We start from the raw sequence: 15,287 nt of genomic DNA, 5'->3' as shown, positions 1-15,287 counted from the left end.
GCATGCCGATCAACGAGACGCTGTCGACCTACAGCGACTGGCTGTACACCACCGCCGCCGCGATCTACGTCGTCGCGCTGATGTTCACCCTGATCGAGCAGGGCTTCGGCGCCAAGGGGCGGCTCGCCACCGAGCGCGCCAAGCTGCGGGCGCGCGAGCTCGTCGGCGCCGGCGGCCCGCCCGTCGAGGAGGTCCCGGCCGCGCAGCGCGAGGTCGGCCGCCCCGAGCGGATCGGCCGGATGGGCGCGGCGCTGCTCGTGCTCGGTGCGCTGCTGCAGCTGTCGGCGATCGTGCTGCGCGGGCTCGCCGTGCACCGCGCGCCGTGGGGCAACATGTACGAGTACGGCATGGCGGTCACCTTCATCACGGTGGTCACCTGGCTGGTCGTCATGTCGAAGTTCCCGGTCCGGCACCTCACCGGCTTCCTGCTGCTGCCCGTCGTGATCCTGATGTTCGTCAACGGCACGCTGCTGTACACGACCGCCGCGCCGGTGCAGCCCGCGCTGCAGTCGTACTGGCTGGTCATCCACGTCTCGGCGGCCATCATCGGCTCCGGCGTCTTCCTCGTGCCGGGCGTGGCGAGCGTGCTTTACCTGTTCCGCGCGGCGCACGACAAGGACAGCGCCAAGTTCGCCCGGTTCGCCCCGAAGCTGCCCGCGGCCGACGTCCTCGACCGGATCGCCTACCGGACCACCATCTTCGCCTTCCCGGTGTTCACCTTCGGCGTGCTCTGCGGCGCGGTCTGGGCCGAGTCGGCGTGGGGCCGGTTCTGGGGCTGGGACCCCAAGGAGACCGTCGCGTTCATCGCCTGGGTCGTCTACGCGGCCTACCTGCACTCGCGGGCGACCGCGGGCTGGCGCGGGGCCCGGGCCGCGGCCATCAACATCGTCGGGTTCGCCGCGATCGTGTTCAACCTGTTCTTCGTGAACCTCGTCACCGCGGGCTTGCACTCCTACGCCGGGGTGGGCTGAGCATCCCGCGCGTCCGCCGACTACCTTCGACACCGGGGGACTGATGTGTCAGGCGGAGCGCGCGGAGGTTTTCACCGGTGACCGGACCCAGCGAAGAATCGGCTCCTGGCCACCCCGAACAGGCTGAGCCGGCCGCTGCCCAGCAGCAGCCGGGGCTGTTCGCCGACGATCGGACGGACTCGCACCCGCACCCCGAGGCGTCGGGGGCGTACGACGTGCAGCCCACGCAGGCGGTGGCCCCGCCGCCCAACCCGGCGGTGTCGGGTCCGCACCAGGTGCCCAATCCCGCCGGGTCGGGCCCGCACCAGGTGCCGCCGCAGTACGGGTACGACCAGAACCTCCCGCCGCTGCAGCCGCAGTACGGCGACCCGCTGCAGCAGTACCAGCAGGCCCACGCCCAGTACCCGCAGCAGCAGCAGCCGTCCGGCCTGCCGCAGCCCCAGGGCGGCCGGCACGCGGCGCCGCCGCAGCCGGGCCACGGCCACGACCTGGCGACCGCGCACCTGGTCAAGCAGGTCAAGCGACCGCCGCAGTCCGGCTGGCGCAAGGCGCTCTACGTCGGCACCGGGAAGCTGGTCAACCCGGGGGAGAGCCCGGCGGACACCCGCCGCCGCGAGCTCATCGCCCGCGTCAACCAGCCGCTGCGGGGCTGCTACAAGATCGCGATGCTGTCGCTCAAGGGCGGCGTCGGCAAGACCACGGTGACGACGACGCTGGGCTCGACGTTCGCGTCCCTGCGCGGTGACCGCGTCGTCGCCGTCGACGCCAACCCGGACCGCGGCACGCTGTCGCAGAAGATCCCGCTGGAAACCACCGCAACGGTCCGCCACCTGCTGCGCGACGCGGCCCGCATCACGCGCTACAGCGACGTCCGGTCCTACACGTCCCAGGGCTCGAGCCGGCTGGAAATCCTCGCCAGCGAGCAGGACCCGGCCGTGTCCGAGGCCTTCTCCGAGGACGACTACCGGCGCACGGTCAACCTGCTGGAGCACTTCTACAACATCGTGCTCACCGACTGCGGGACCGGCCTGATGCACTCGGCGATGAAGGGCGTCCTGGACGTCGCGGACGCGCTGGTCGTGGTGTCGTCCGGCTCGGTCGACGGTGCCCGCAGCGCCTCGGCGACGCTGGACTGGCTCGAAGCGCACGGCTACGGCGAGCTGGTCAAGCGCTCGGTCGCGGTGATCAACTCGGTCCGGCCCAAGGGCGGCTCGGTCGACCTCGACAAGCTGTCGGCCCACTTCGGCGCGAAGGTCCGGGCGGTCTGCAAGGTGCCGTTCGACCCGCACCTGGAGGAAGGCGCGGAGATCGAGCTGGACCGCCTGTCCGGCGACACCCGCCTGGCCCTGCTGGAGCTGGCGGCCACCGTCGCCGACGGCTTCGCCACCCCGCTCTCGCAGGGCTACCGCTAAGCCGAACTCGCGTGATCAGAGCCGGAACTCGCGTGATCAGAGCCGGAACTCGCGTGATCAGAGCCGGAACTCGCGTGATCAGAGCCGGAACTCGCGTGATTGCAGCCGGAACTCGCGAGTTCCGGCTCCCATCACGTGGATGACGGCCCGGATCACGCGAGTTCCGGGTTCGGTGAAGGTAAAGGCGGGCCTAAAGGTCTTCGTCCCGGCGTTTGCGCTGCTGTTCGGCCAGCTGGCGCAGGAAATCGGGGTCGTCGTCCGGGGCGAGCGGGGCGCGGCGTGGAGCCGATGGCACCCCGATCCGCTGACCGGCGAACGACCGCCACAAGAGCAGGGCGACGACCAGCGCGCCGACCGCTGCGAGCAGAGCGAGCATGCCGGATCCTTCCGTATGGCTGCCTGTCCCCCGAGGTTAACCGCTCCGGCCGTGTGGTGGGCCTGAAGCCGCGCCACGAATACACCGGTGCACCAAAACACGAGGGCCGTGCGGGACGGGATGGTTCCCGTACCCGACACGGCCCCGGTGTCCGGATGGTTCAGGCGTTGCGCGCCGGTTCGCTGGCGTCGGTGGTGAGCTCGGCGAGGAGCTCGTTCACCTCGGACTCCCGGAACCGCCGGTGCCCGCCCGGGGTCCGGATCGAACCGATCCGGCCCGCGGTCGCCCATCGTGTCACCGTCTTCGGGTCCACCCGGAACAGCGCTGCCACCTCGCCTGGGGTGAGCAGGCGTCCGCCCATCGTCGCGGTCATTTTCCGCCTCCTTAACGAACTCACTGCTATACCGGAGGCGTCCGGGCCCTTCTGCCCGTCGCGCCGGGGTAGCCAACGAGGCAATCGTTGCACTTCACCCGTCGGGTACTCGAACGGTTGTCCGCGAGTAAAGAGCCCTTAAAGGTCAAAACGGACAGTTTGTTTACAGTCCGCAACTACCCTCGGTGACCTGACGTGCGGCGACGGCGCTGCGGTCGGTCACCGGCGGCGAGACGTGGTGCCAATGGGGGATTGTCCAACCGCATAGAGTGATCCCCGTGGATCAGTTGGACCGGAAGATCATCGCAGCGTTGCGCATCAACGGACGGGCCACCTACGCCGACCTCGGACGGGCCGTCGGGCTCTCCGCGTCATCGGTGCACGAGCGCGTGGGCAAGCTGGAAGCGGCCGGCGTCATCACCGGCTACCACGCGGTCGTCGATCCGAGCTCGGTCGGGCTCGGGGTCACCGCCCTCGTCAGCATCCACCCGACCGACACCGCCACGGAGGACGACGTCGCCGACGCGCTCGCCGAACTCGACGAGGTCGAGAGCTGCTACGCGGTGGCCGGCGACGAGGCGTTCGTCGTCAAGGTGCGCGTGCCGACCGTCGACGAGCTGGAGCGCACGCTCGGCCGGCTGCGCCGCATCCCCGGCGTCGGGCGGACGAACACCACGGTGGTGCTCTCGACGCGCTTCGAGGGCCGCCCGAACAACGCGGGCCTGCAGAAGGACCGGTCGGGCGGGGCGTAGCCTGCGTTGATGTGAGCGACGTGAAGGCCGACCACCTGCCCCGTGACCTGACGCTGTACCTGCTGGCGCGGTTCGTGCTGGTCGGGGTGATCGCGTGGGTGCTGTCCCTGACGGGGGTGCCGCTGCTGGTCGCACTGGTGATCGGCCTGGTCGTCGGGCTGCCGCTCGGCCTGCTGCTGTTCCGCCCGCTCAACGCCCGCGTGACGGCCGGGCTGGCCAAGCGCAACGAGAAGCGGGCCCGCGCCCGTGCCGAGCTGCGCGCGCAGCTGCGCGGCGACACTGCCGGGCAACCCGAGTGAGCCGCCCGCACAGCCGCAGCTGGGTCCGCGAGGCCGTCCGGATCATCGAGGCCGACGCCAACCGCAGCGCCGACACGCACCTGCACGTCTTCCCACTGCCCCCGGAGTGGGGCATCGACCTGTACCTCAAGGACGAGTCGGTCCACCCGACCGGCTCGCTCAAGCACCGGCTGGCCCGGTCGCTGTTCCTCTACGGGCTCGTCAACGGCCAGATCGGGCCGGACACCGTGCTCGTCGAGGCCTCCAGCGGGTCGACGGCGGTCTCCGAGGCCTACTTCGCCCGGATGCTCGGGCTGCGCTTCATCACCGTCGTGCCGCGGCGCACGTCGAAGGAGAAGATCGCGCTCATCGAGTTCTACGGCGGCGAGTGCCACTACGTCGACGAGGCGCCGGCGATGTACCCCGAGGCCGAGCGGCTCGCGGCCGAGTGCGGCGGGCACTACCTCGACCAGTTCACCTACGCCGAGCGCGCGACGGACTGGCGCGGCAACAACAACATCGCCGAGTCGGTGTTCGCGCAGATGCGCTCGGAGCGGCACCCGGTGCCGGCGTGGATCGTCGTCGGCGCGGGCACGGGCGGCACGAGCGCGACCTTCGGCCGGTACGTGCGTTACAAGCGGCACACGACGAAGGTCTGCGTCGTCGACCCGGAGAACTCGTCGTTCTACGGCGCTTGGGAGACCGGCGCCCTGGACTACGCCACCGGCATGCCGTCGCGGATCGAGGGCATCGGACGACCGCGCTGCGAGCCGTCGTTCGTCCCCGGCGTCATCGACGAGATGTTCCAGGTCCCCGACGCCGGCTCCCTGGCGGCGATCCGGCTGCTGCGCACGCGGACCGGGCACTGGGCGGGCGGCTCGACGGGCACGAACCTCTACGGCGCGTTCCGGCTCATCTCCCGGATGGTCGAGGACGGCCAGGCGGGCAGCGTCGTGACCCTGCTCTGCGACGGCGGCGAGCGGTACGCGCACACCTACTACAACGACGAGTGGGTCGCCAAGCAAGGCCTGGACCTGGCGCCGCACACGGCGTTGTTCGAGGAGTTCCTGACGACCGGGAAGTTCGTCCCGCAGAGTTAGACGTTCAGGCAGATCGCGGTGGCCAGTGCCCACACCAGCATGGCCAGGCCGGTGTCGCGCAGAGCGGGAATCAGCTCGCGTCCGGTCTTCCCGCCGTGGACGGCGCGGACCGCCGGGAGCAGCAGGCCGATGGTCAACACGGCCAGCGCGGTCAGCCCGTACCCGGTGACCGCCAGGACCACGCTGAGCACATACGGCACCGCCACCAGCACCAGGTACAACCGCCGGGTGCCCTGGTCGCCCAGCCGCGTCGCCAGGGTGCGCTTGCCGGCCTCGACGTCCGTGGGGATGTCACGCAGGTTGTTGGCCGTCAGGACCGCCGTCGAGAAGCAGCCGACCGCCACCGCGCAGGCCAGCGCCGCCCAGCTCACGCGGCCCGCCTGGACGTACACCGTGCCGAGCACGCCGGCCAGGCCGAAGAACACGAACACGGCGATCTCGCCGAAGCCGTAGTAGCCGTAGGGCTTCTTGCCGCCGGTGTAGAACCACGCGCCGAGGATGCACAGCGCACCCATCGCCAGCAGCCACCAGTGCCCGCTGACCGCCACCAGGACCAGGCCCAGCACCCCGGCCAGACCCAGCGCGACCAGCGCCGCGGTCAGCACGGCCTTCGGCTTGGCGACGCCGGAGCCGACCAGGCGGAGCGGGCCGACGCGGTTTTCGTCCGTGCCGCGGATGCCGTCGGAGTAGTCGTTGGCGTAGTTGACGCCGACGATCAGCGAGAGGGAAACGAGCAGCGCCAGCGCCGAACGCCACCACGAGAACGCGTCCAGCGCGATCGCCGCGCCGGCGCCCGCCACCACCGGCGCCACCGCGTTGGGCAGCGTCCGCGGCCGGGCTCCTTCGATCCACTCGCTCAAGCTCGCCATGGCGCCATTCAACGCCATGGTGATCACGGGCGAGCGCCGAACCCGGGAAGTCAGTCGCCGGTCGGCAACTGCCAGACGAGCGACCCGCTGTTCGGGTCCGTGCCGTCGGCCAGGGCCGTGGCCGACGGCACGAGAAGGCCCAGCGTGACGGCGGTGCCGATGAGAGCGGTTCTGATCCAGCGCGTCATGGTGAGTAGCCAAGCGGGCGCACCCCGTGCATGTCAACGAAGTGCGACCATTCAGCCGCTCAAACCCGACTCGAGCCGGGTCTTCACCGCCGCCCGGTCGATCTTGCCCGGCCCGCGAAGAGGCAGCTCGGTGCCGTATTCGATGCGCTTCGGGGTCGCCGCGGCACCCAGCTCCGCGCGGACCGCCGCGCGCAGGTCACCGTGCTCACCGGCTGGGACGACGAGCGCCACCACGGCCTCGCCCCACTCCGGGTCCGGCACGCCGACGACGCACGCGTCACGCACCCCCGGCTGCGCGCAGAGGCACCGCTCGATCGCGTTCGCGGACACCTTCACCCCGCCGGTGTTGATCATGTCGTCGGCCCGGCCGAGCACCTCGACGCGGCCGTCGTCGTGCCGGACCCCCCGGTCCGACGTCGTGAACCAGCCCTCGCGGAACGCCTCCGCGGTCAGGTCCGGCCGGCGCCGGTAGCCGTGGGCGAGGACGGGACCGGCGATGCGGATCCGGTCGCCGGAAACGTCGACGCGGACGCCGTCGAGTGGGTGGCCGTCGTAGACGCAGCCGCTCGCCGTCTCGCTCATCCCGTACGCGGGCACGATCCGGACCCCGGCGTCGGCGGCGCGCTCCCGCAGGGCCGTCGACGTCGCCGCCGCGCCGACCACGATCGCGTCGAACGTCTTCGCCGCGGCCAGTCCCGCGCCGCCGTCGTCGAGCAGCCGGACCAGCTGGGTCGGCACCAGCGCCGTGTACCGCGGGCCGCCCTTCAGCGTCGCCGCCGCGGCGGCGAAGTCGTCCGGCCGGAAGCCGGTGCCGGTCAACAGCGCCGGCGTCGTCCCGGCCAGCAGCGACCGGACCAGCACCTGCAGTCCGCCGATGTAGTGCGCCGGGGTGGCCAGCAGCCAGTGCCCCGGCCCGCCGAGCCGGGCGTGCGTCGCCTCGGCGGACGCGGTCAGCGCCCGCGCCGACAGCAGGACGCCCTTGGGTGCGCCGGTCGAGCCCGACGTGGCGATGACCACGGCGGTGCCCGGCTCGGCGGGCTCGTCCGGCGCCATGGCGTCCCGCAACGCGGGGTCGGTGAACGGCAGCACCGCCGGGCCGCCGCCCAGCGCGTCCGCGACGGCCCCCTTCAGCGTGTCGAGGGCCGCGGGGGAGCCGTCGAGGTGGACCGGGAGCAGCTCAGTAGTAATAGGGGACGTCCTTGAAGTCGGGGTCGCGCTTCTGGAGGAACGCGTCGCGGCCTTCGACGGCTTCGTCCTGCATGTACGCCAACCGGGTGGTCTCGCCGGCGAACAGCTGCTGGCCGACGAGGCCGTCGTCGGCGAGGTTGAACGCGTACTTGAGCATCCGCTGCGCCGTCGGCGACTTGCGGGTGATCTCCCACGCCCAGGTCAGCGCCTCTTTTTCCAGGTCGGCGTGCGGGACGACCGCGTTGACGGCACCCATCCGGTGCATCTGCTCGGCGGAGTACTCGCGGCCGAGGAAGAAGATCTCGCGGGCGAACTTCTGCCCGACCATCTTCGCCAGGTAGGCCGAGCCGTAGCCGCCGTCGAACGAGCCGACGTCGGCGTCGGTCTGCTTGAACTTGGCGTGCTCGGCCGAGGCGAGGGTGAGATCGCACACGACGTGCAGGGAGTGCCCGCCGCCCGCGGCCCACCCCGGCACGACCGCGATCACGGGTTTCGGCAGGAACCGGATCAGCCGCTGGACCTCGAGGATGTGCAGCCGGCCGGCCCGCGCCGGGTCCACCGTGTCGGAGGTCTCCCCGCTCGCGTACTGATACCCGGACCGTCCGCGAATACGCTGGTCACCACCGGAGCAGAACGCCCACCCGCCGTCCTTGGGCGAGGGGCCGTTCCCGGTGAGCAGGACACAACCGACGTCGGCGCTCATCCGGGCGTGGTCCAGCGCCCGGTAGAGCTCGTCGACGGTGTGCGGCCGGAAGGCGTTGCGAACCTCGGGACGGTCGAACGCGATGCGCACGACGCGTTTGCCGCCGCGGCTCTCAGCGGAGCGGTGGTAGGTGATGTCGGTGAAGGCGAAACCTTCGACCTCGGTCCACGCGGCCGGATCGAACAGCTCGGAAACTCGGGCGTCATCCACGTTTGGGAGAATAGGACCTGTGGACATTTCTGATCTCGACGGAGCCTGCCGGTGAACCCTTCCACCGCGCAGGCCAGGGTGATCGTCGACGAACTCGTCCGCAACACCGTTTCGCACGTCGTCCTCTGCCCCGGCTCCCGCAACGCGCCGCTGTCGATCGCGCTGTATGACGCGGCGGCCGCGGGCAAGCTGCAGCTGCACGTCCGCATCGACGAGCGCGGCGCCGCCTTCCTCGCCCTCGGCATCGCCGCACGCACCGGCCGCCCGGTGGCCGTGCTCTGCACGTCGGGCACCGCGGCCGCGAACTTCCACCCCGCCGTCCTGGAGGCCGACCGGGCCGGTGTTCCGCTGATCGTCATGACCGCCGACCGGCCGCCCGAGCTGCGGGCCGCAGGGGCGTCGCAGGTCATCAACCAGCACCAGCTCTACGGCGACGCCGCCCGCTACTTCGACGAGCTGGCCGTCGCCGAGCGGCGGGCCGGGCAGAACTCGTACTGGCGGAGCCAGATCTGCCGGGCCTGGAACGCCGCCTACGGCGAGTGGCGTTGCGGGCCGGTGCACCTGAACATCCCGTTCCGCGAGCCGCTCGTGCCGGACCTCGACGACGACGGCGAGTGGTACGAGTCCCTGGACGGCCGCGCGGACGGGTCCCGGTGGACCGAGCTGCCGGACTTCGGCGCGTTGCCGTCGTTCGTGGTGCCCTCGGCGCGGCACGGCCTGGTCATCGCGTGCGACACCGGCGTCCAGGCGGCCAGCGAGTGGGCCGAGCTGCACGGCTGGCCGGTGGTGTCGGAGACCGGCGGCCTCGGGCTGTCCGGCGGTACGGCGATCTCGTCCGGGGCGTGGCTGCTCGGCGTCGAGGAGTTCATCGGGCGGCACAAGCCGGAGCAGGTGCTCTGCCTGGGCCGGCCGACGGTGTTCCGGCAGATCCAGAACGTGCTCTCGGACGCCTCGGTCGAGGTGCTGCTGGTGCGCCCGGACTCGGACTGGCCGGCGCCCGCGCACAACGTCCGGCAGGTCGGGCAGTGGTTCGACGAGCCGACCAAGCCCGCCGATCCGGAGTGGCTGGCCAGCTGGCGCCGGGCCGACGAGGCGGCCGCCGCCGCGGTCGCCGCGACGCTGGCCGAGGAGCCGTGGCCCAGCGGGCTGCGGGTGGCGACCGAGCTGGTGGACGCGTTGCCGCCGGACTCGCTGCTGGTGGTCGGCTCGTCCAACCCGACCCGGGACGTCGCGCTGGCCGGCCGGCTGCGCCCGGACGTCCTGGTGCACCGCAACCGCGGCGTCGCGGGCATCGACGGCACGGTCTCGACGGCCATCGGCGCCGCGTACGTGCACCGCGGCCCGTCGTACGCGCTGCTGGGCGACCTGACGTTCCTACACGACGCGTCGGGGTTGCTGACCGGGCCCGCCGAGCAGCGTCCCGACCTGACGATCGTCGTGCTCAACGACGACGGCGGCGGCATCTTTTCGCTGCTGGAGCAGGGGGCACCGGAGCACGCGGCCAGCTTCGAGCGCGTCTTCGGTACCCCGCACGGCGCCGACCTGGGCGCGCTGTGCGCCGGCTACCGCGTCCCGCACGTCGTCGCGGAGACGCTGACGGAGTTCCGGGCGGCGCTCGCGCCCACACCGGGGCTGCGGGTGGTCGAGGTGCGGGTGGACCGGTCGCGGCACCGCGACCTGCACGCCCGCCTGCGGGCGGCGGTGTCCTCGGCCGTGTCCGCGGTCTGACGTCAACCGCTTTCCGGGTGCTATCCCAGCAGGCAAGAAACCTCCCTTCGGCTGTTCCTGGGTGGTCACCGGCTGGCTACGTTCGAGCGCGCTGCTTCTCACTCCTATGGAGGATTCGAATGCGTGCAAGAACGCACACCGGTCTCGGCGCGCTCGCGGCCGGCGTCGTCTCGGTGCTGCTCGCCGGCACCGCGAGCGCGGCGCCCGCGCCCGGCGCCCCCGGCGTCGGCGACCCGTACTACCCGAACGCCGGCAACGGCGGCACGGACGTGCTGCACTACGACATCCGGCTCACCTACCAGCCCGCGACCGACGTGCTCTCGGGCAGCACGACGCTGCTGCTCACCGCGACGCAGGACCTCTCGCGGTTCGACCTGGACTTCGCGCTGAAGGCGTCGAGCGTGCGGGTGAACAACCGGCCGGCGCAGTTCACGAACCAGACCGGCAACGGCGAGCTCGTCGTCACGCCGGCGCAGCCGCTGCTCAAGGGCCAGACCGCGACCGTCGTCGTCGCCTACTCGGACACGCCGTCGACCGAGACGGTGGACGGCATCAACGCGTGGAAGAAGGGCTCCTTCGGCGCGCTCGGCATCGACGAGCCGCAGAGCTCCGCGTGGTGGTTCCCGGCCAACGACCACCCGACGGACAAGGCGACCTACGACGTCTCGATCGAGGCGCCGGACGACAACGCCGCCATCTCCAACGGCACCCTCGTCCGCAAGACGAAGAGCCGCGCCGGGTGGACCCGCTGGAACTGGCGGAGCACCAAGCCGCAGGCGACCTACCTGACGTCGTTCATCGTCGGCAAGTACGAGGTCGTCGAATCGACCACGCCGGACGGCAAGCCGTTCATCACCGCCTACGGCGCCGACCTCGGCGACTCGCTGTACGCGGCGAAGGCCAGCGTCGAGCGGACGCCGGAGATCAACGAGTTCCTCGGCACGCAGTTCGGGCCGTACCCGTTCGAGGCCGAGGGCGGCGTCGTGACCACCGGCATCACGTTCTCCCTGGAGAACCAGACCCGGCCGACGTACGGCGCCCGCAACTTCCGCGCGGGTTCCAACACGACGCTGATCGCGCACGAGAACGCCCACCAGTGGTTCGGCGACAACGTCGCGCTCGGCCGCTGGAGCGACATCTGGCTGAACGAGGGCTTCGCGTCCTACGCGGAGTGGCTGTGGTCGGCGCACGAAGGCGAGGGCACGGTCGCCGAGCTGGCGCAGTACACGTACGACTCGAACGCGGCCGACGCCGACCTGTGGAAGCTGGTCCCGGCCGACCCGGGCGCGGACAACCAGTTCGACAACGCCGTCTACGACCGGGGCGCGCTGACGCTCCAGGCGCTCCGGACCGCCGTCGGCGATCAGGCGTTCTTCAAGATCCTGCAGACCTGGCAGGCCACGAAGGGCGGCTCGCACGGCCGGATCCTCGAGTTCATCGCGCTGGCGGAGAAGATCTCGGGCAAGCCGCTGCACGACCTGTTCCAGACCTGGCTGTACACGGCGGGCAAGCCTTCGGTCGGCCCGAACGGCGCTGCTGCCCCGGCTTTGCGCGCCGCGGTCGCTCCCGCGAAGCCGAAGTCGTACGACCAGATCCAGGCGAATCACCGGTTGCTCGCCGCGGAACACGCGGGGTAGGCAAGACCGCTACGCTCGCGGCGTGAGCACGAAAGGCGAGCGGGCGAGGCGCGTCGGGTGGTGGGCCACCCTCGGCGTCGCCTCGCTCCTCACCGTGATGTGCGGGTGCCTGCTGATCGCGGCGATCCGCAACGACGGCGCGATCTCGGCCCAGCTCGGCACGGCGACGGCCACGGTCGACTCGGTGGCGTTCGACCGCACGATCATCCACTTCGAGACCCCGGACGGCATCGTCCACAGCCCGGCGAACGGGGTGCTGTACCCGGACGGCCTGGCGGCGGGACAGCTGGTCCGCATCGAGTACGACGCGTCCGACCCGGAGCTGGCCCGGGTGGCGGGGCGCTCGGCGACGTTGACCCTGCTGCCGCTGGGGAGTTTCGTGTTCTTCACCTGGCTGGTGGCGGGCCCGGCGCTGTGGTGGATCCGGCGGCAGAACAAGCGCGCCAGGGCCGAGGCACCGGCGGCGGCCTGACCGGACAGATCCCCGCCACACCCTGGGGGCCGTGCCCTGCTCCAGTCTATCGGCGCCGGGCGCCCCGAAGAGGTGACGCGGCGAATCTGTGGACAGCCGGACCCGATGTGGACAACTCACCCGGCGTGGGCCGTCTCCTGCCACCAGCCCAGCACCTCGTCCGCCACGCCAGGTGCCGCCACCAGCAGCCCGTCGGTCGGCAGCGCCGTGTCCTCGCCGTGCTTGTCCAGCACCACCGCGCCCGCCTCGATGGCCATCGCCACCGAGCCCGCCACGTCCCACTCGTGGTAGCTGTGCAGCACCGCCGCCGCCGCGTGACCCAGGGCCACCTGGGCGATCGACAACGCCGCCGAGCCCAATACCCGGACTCCGGCGTGCGCCGCCGCCGCGCGTTCGATGAAACCGCCCATGCCCGGCCAGGGACCGCGGCGGGCGAATTCCGTGCACACCAGTGCGCCCGCCGTCACGCAGCGGTCGGTCAGCTTGACCGGTTTGCCGTTCGCGCGGGCGCCCCGGCCGCGGGCCGCGGCGTAGATCTGGGCGCGGTACGGGTCCGCCACCACGCCCACCACCGGTCCCGACGCGTCCACCAGCGCCAGGCTGTACGCGCACCACGGCACCCCGGCGACGTAGTTCGCGGTGCCGTCCACCGAGTCGACCACCCAGCGGTACTCGGCCACGTCCGCGCCGTGGTCGGCGCCGAACTCGTGCCCCACCACCGGGATGCCCGGGAATTCGGCGGTCAGCACGCGCCGCGTGTGCCGCTCGAGGATCCGGTCGGTGTCGGTGACCCAGTCGAACGGCGAGTCCAGTGTCGAAGGGTGGGCGCCCCGGCCGGCGGTCGCGGTGATCACGTCGGTGGCGTCGTTGGCCAGCCGTCCGGCCACTTCGAGCGCCCTCGACAGCAGGCCGGGCTCGACGGGCCGCGGCGGCCGTGAGGACAAGAGGGTCATGCCTGCTTAGCCTGGCTTACCCGGGTTTCCGGGACACGACCTTGAGATGACATGTCGTAGCCGATCTGTTCCGGCACCGTTGGCCGCAGTGTCACGCCACCGCCAGGATCGGCTGCGATGGTCGGACGGTGCGAGTCGCCATAGTCACCGAAAGTTTCCTGCCCCAGGTGAACGGCGTGACCAACTCCGTCCTGCGGGTCGTCGAGCACCTGCGTGAACGCGCGCACGACGTGCTGATCATCGCGCCCGGCCCCGGCCCGGACTCCTACCGCGGCGCCCCGGTGGTCCGGATCCCCGCGCTCGACGTCCCCGGGGTCAGCTCCCTGCCGATCGGCCTGCCGACGCGCACGGTGCTGAACGCGCTGGCCGCGTTCGGCCCCGACGTCGTCCACCTGGCGTCGCCGTTCGTCGTCGGCGCGCGCGGCCTCGCCGCGGCGCGCCGGCTGCGGGTGCCGTCGATCGCCGTCTACCAGACCGACATCGCCGGGTTCGCCGCCGCGTACGGCTTCGGCATCGCCGCCCGCGCCGCGTGGCGCTGGGTGCGGCGACTGCACTCGCGCGCCGATCGGACGCTGGCGCCGTCCAGCGACTCCGTCGAACAGCTGCGGCTCCACGGCGTCCCGCGGGTGCACCGGTGGGCCCGCGGGGTCGACATCGACCGGTTCTCCCCGGCGCACGCCGACCCGGCGCTGCGGGCCGAGCTGGCCCCGGACGGCGAGCTGCTCGTCGGGTTCGTCGGCCGGCTGGCCCCCGAAAAGGAGGTCGGCCGGCTGGCCGCGCTGGCCGGCGTGCCGGGGATCCGCGTGGTCGTCGTCGGCGACGGGCCGGAGCTGCCCGCGCTCCGGGAGCAGCTGCCGGACGCCGCCTTCCTCGGTGCGAAGTACGGCGAAGAGCTCTCCGCGGCGTACGCGAGCTTGGACGTCTTCGTCCACACAGGACCACACGAGACGTTCTGCCAGGCGGTGCAGGAGGCGATGGCTTCCGGGCTGCCGGTCCTCGCCCCGGACGCCGGCGGCCCGAAGGACCTCGTCCTGCCCGGCCGCACCGGCTACCTGCTGCCCGCGGACCGCGAGCAGTTCGGCCCGGCGCTGGTCGCGAAGGTCGGCGACCTGCGGGACGCGGCGCTGCGGGCCCGGCTCGGCGAGAAGGCGCGCAAGGTGGTGCTGGGCCGCACCTGGCCCGCCGTCTGCCACGAGCTGGTCGGGCACTACGAAGCCGTGCAGGGCCGCGCCGCCCGCGCGGCCTGAGGCGTGCACATCGTCCGGCTCGCGCCCTTCTACGGGCGGACGAGCCGACCTGACCGGGAGGCCTGGGGTACCCCGGCCGCCACCCTCGGCGGACGGGCCTTGCCCGACTGTCTAGATTCGAACCATGTCACGCGCAAGCCTGGACAAGGACCCGCACGAAGTCGCCGCGATGTTCGACGGCGTCGCGTCCGGGTACGACCGGGCGAACTCGTTCATGACCTTCGGCTTCGACCGGCGCTGGCGCACCACCACCGCCCGCGTGCTCGACGCCCGCCGCGGCGAGAAGGTCCTGGACCTCGCCGCCGGCACCGGGGTGTCCACCGTCGAGTACGCCCGCGGGGGCGCCTGGTGCCTGGCCGCCGACTTCTCCTTCGGCATGCTCCGCGCGGGCCTGCACCGCAAGGTCCCGATGGTCGCCGCGGACGCGCTGAACCTCCCGTTCGCCGACGAGAGCTTCGACGCCGTGACGATCTCGCTCGCGCTGCGCAACTTCGTCGACCCGAAGGCCGCGCTGACCGAGATCGCCCGCGTGGTCAAGCCGGGTGGCCGCCTGGTCATCTGCGAGGTCTCGACGCCGCCGTTCGCCCCGATCCGGTTCATCCACCGGCGGTTCATGCTGCGGCTGCTGACCTGGGTCGGCAAGCGGACGTCGTCGAACCCCGACGCCTACTCCTACCTGGCCGAATCCATGCTCACCTGGCCCGACCAGCGCACCCTCGGCGAGATCATCGCGGGCGCGGGCTGGACCGACGTCGAGTGGTTGAACCTCACATTCGGCGTCGTGGCGATCCACCGGGCGCGGAAGCCCGCCTAACTCCGCCTTCCTCCCC

17 protein-coding genes are annotated in these 15,287 nt (G+C 71.9%); 10 read left to right on the top strand and 7 right to left on the bottom strand.

The features are described from left to right. Window positions 1-2 precede the first annotated feature (2 nt). Together ccsB and AB0M80_RS03575 are read left to right on the top strand one after the other, a co-directional pair. Window positions 3-971 carry a c-type cytochrome biogenesis protein CcsB gene (gene ccsB / locus AB0M80_RS03580; protein ID WP_364558219.1) on the top strand — a complete coding sequence of 323 codons (969 nt, stop codon included), beginning with the start codon at window positions 3-5 and terminating at the stop codon, window positions 969-971. 77 nt (window positions 972-1,048) lie between these two features. Then, complete coding sequence (locus AB0M80_RS03575) at window positions 1,049-2,383, top strand: AAA family ATPase (protein WP_364558216.1); 1,335 nt, start codon at window positions 1,049-1,051, stop codon at window positions 2,381-2,383. A gap of 190 nt (window positions 2,384-2,573) precedes the next feature. On the opposite strand, the gene AB0M80_RS03570 is transcribed toward AB0M80_RS03575, so the two are convergent. Continuing rightward, complete coding sequence (locus tag AB0M80_RS03570; RefSeq protein ID WP_043783873.1) at window positions 2,574-2,759, bottom strand: hypothetical protein; 186 nt, start codon at window positions 2,757-2,759, stop codon at window positions 2,574-2,576. Between the two features lie 160 nt (window positions 2,760-2,919). Next, window positions 2,920-3,132: a BldC family transcriptional regulator gene (locus AB0M80_RS03565; protein WP_003081896.1), complete on the bottom strand. Its 213-nt coding sequence runs from the start codon at window positions 3,130-3,132 to the stop codon at window positions 2,920-2,922. A 278-nt stretch (window positions 3,133-3,410) separates the two neighbouring features. Here AB0M80_RS03565 and AB0M80_RS03560 point away from each other — a divergent pair, with 278 nt between their 5' ends. The 3 genes from AB0M80_RS03560 to AB0M80_RS03550 are packed head-to-tail and all read left to right on the top strand — an operon-like array spanning window position 3,411 to window position 5,262. Beyond that, on the top strand, window positions 3,411-3,884 hold the full coding sequence (locus AB0M80_RS03560; RefSeq protein WP_364558213.1) for an Lrp/AsnC family transcriptional regulator: 474 nt from the start codon (window positions 3,411-3,413) through the stop codon (window positions 3,882-3,884). Window positions 3,885-3,895: 11 nt separating this feature from the next. Continuing rightward, entirely contained in the window at window positions 3,896-4,183 is a 288-nt protein-coding gene (locus AB0M80_RS03555; RefSeq protein WP_364558210.1) for a DUF4229 domain-containing protein, read from the top strand. Continuing rightward, entirely contained in the window at window positions 4,180-5,262 is a 1,083-nt protein-coding gene (locus tag AB0M80_RS03550) for a PLP-dependent cysteine synthase family protein (RefSeq protein ID WP_364558208.1), read from the top strand. The genes AB0M80_RS03555 and AB0M80_RS03550 overlap by 4 nt, the downstream gene beginning before the upstream one ends. Here AB0M80_RS03550 and AB0M80_RS03545 read toward each other — a convergent pair. The 4 genes from AB0M80_RS03545 to AB0M80_RS03530 are packed head-to-tail and all read right to left on the bottom strand — an operon-like array spanning window position 5,259 to window position 8,420. Then, on the bottom strand, window positions 5,259-6,131 hold the full coding sequence (locus AB0M80_RS03545; protein ID WP_364558206.1) for a 1,4-dihydroxy-2-naphthoate polyprenyltransferase: 873 nt from the start codon (window positions 6,129-6,131) through the stop codon (window positions 5,259-5,261). The genes AB0M80_RS03550 and AB0M80_RS03545 overlap by 4 nt on opposite strands. 50 nt (window positions 6,132-6,181) lie before the next feature. Beyond that, on the bottom strand, window positions 6,182-6,319 hold the full coding sequence (locus tag AB0M80_RS03540; RefSeq protein ID WP_364558203.1) for a hypothetical protein: 138 nt from the start codon (window positions 6,317-6,319) through the stop codon (window positions 6,182-6,184). A 51-nt stretch (window positions 6,320-6,370) separates the two neighbouring features. Next, entirely contained in the window at window positions 6,371-7,495 is a 1,125-nt protein-coding gene (gene menE, locus AB0M80_RS03535) for an o-succinylbenzoate--CoA ligase (protein WP_364558579.1), read from the bottom strand. Window position 7,496: 1 nt separating this feature from the next. Then, on the bottom strand, window positions 7,497-8,420 hold the full coding sequence (locus AB0M80_RS03530) for a 1,4-dihydroxy-2-naphthoyl-CoA synthase (protein ID WP_364558200.1): 924 nt from the start codon (window positions 8,418-8,420) through the stop codon (window positions 7,497-7,499). A gap of 51 nt (window positions 8,421-8,471) precedes the next feature. On the opposite strand from AB0M80_RS03530, the gene menD reads away from it, so the two are divergent. The 3 genes from menD (at window position 8,472) to AB0M80_RS03515 (ending at window position 12,257) form a co-directional block, all read left to right on the top strand. Beyond that, on the top strand, window positions 8,472-10,148 hold the full coding sequence (gene menD / locus AB0M80_RS03525) for a 2-succinyl-5-enolpyruvyl-6-hydroxy-3-cyclohexene-1-carboxylic-acid synthase (RefSeq protein WP_364558198.1): 1,677 nt from the start codon (window positions 8,472-8,474) through the stop codon (window positions 10,146-10,148). A 119-nt stretch (window positions 10,149-10,267) separates the two neighbouring features. Continuing rightward, complete coding sequence (locus tag AB0M80_RS03520; protein WP_364558197.1) at window positions 10,268-11,785, top strand: M1 family metallopeptidase; 1,518 nt, start codon at window positions 10,268-10,270, stop codon at window positions 11,783-11,785. Between the two features lie 22 nt (window positions 11,786-11,807). Continuing rightward, complete coding sequence (locus tag AB0M80_RS03515; RefSeq protein WP_364558194.1) at window positions 11,808-12,257, top strand: DUF3592 domain-containing protein; 450 nt, start codon at window positions 11,808-11,810, stop codon at window positions 12,255-12,257. 116 nt (window positions 12,258-12,373) lie between these two features. Here AB0M80_RS03515 and AB0M80_RS03510 read toward each other — a convergent pair whose 3' ends face one another. Then, complete coding sequence (locus AB0M80_RS03510) at window positions 12,374-13,210, bottom strand: inositol monophosphatase (RefSeq protein ID WP_364558191.1); 837 nt, start codon at window positions 13,208-13,210, stop codon at window positions 12,374-12,376. A 176-nt stretch (window positions 13,211-13,386) separates the two neighbouring features. Between AB0M80_RS03510 and AB0M80_RS03505 the strand changes: the two genes are divergently transcribed. Both AB0M80_RS03505 and AB0M80_RS03500 read left to right on the top strand, forming a co-directional pair. Next, entirely contained in the window at window positions 13,387-14,457 is a 1,071-nt protein-coding gene (locus tag AB0M80_RS03505; protein WP_364558188.1) for a glycosyltransferase family 1 protein, read from the top strand. Window positions 14,458-14,581: 124 nt separating this feature from the next. Beyond that, window positions 14,582-15,271: a class I SAM-dependent methyltransferase gene (locus tag AB0M80_RS03500; RefSeq protein ID WP_364558185.1), complete on the top strand. Its 690-nt coding sequence runs from the start codon at window positions 14,582-14,584 to the stop codon at window positions 15,269-15,271. Window positions 15,272-15,287 lie beyond the last annotated feature (16 nt).

It is taken from the genome of Amycolatopsis sp. NPDC051045 (assembly GCF_040682955.1).
Classification (GTDB): Bacteria; Actinomycetota; Actinomycetes; order Mycobacteriales; family Pseudonocardiaceae; genus Amycolatopsis.
The sequence above is the reverse complement of the archived record's forward strand: the minus strand, read 5'-3'. Positions and strand labels throughout refer to the sequence as shown.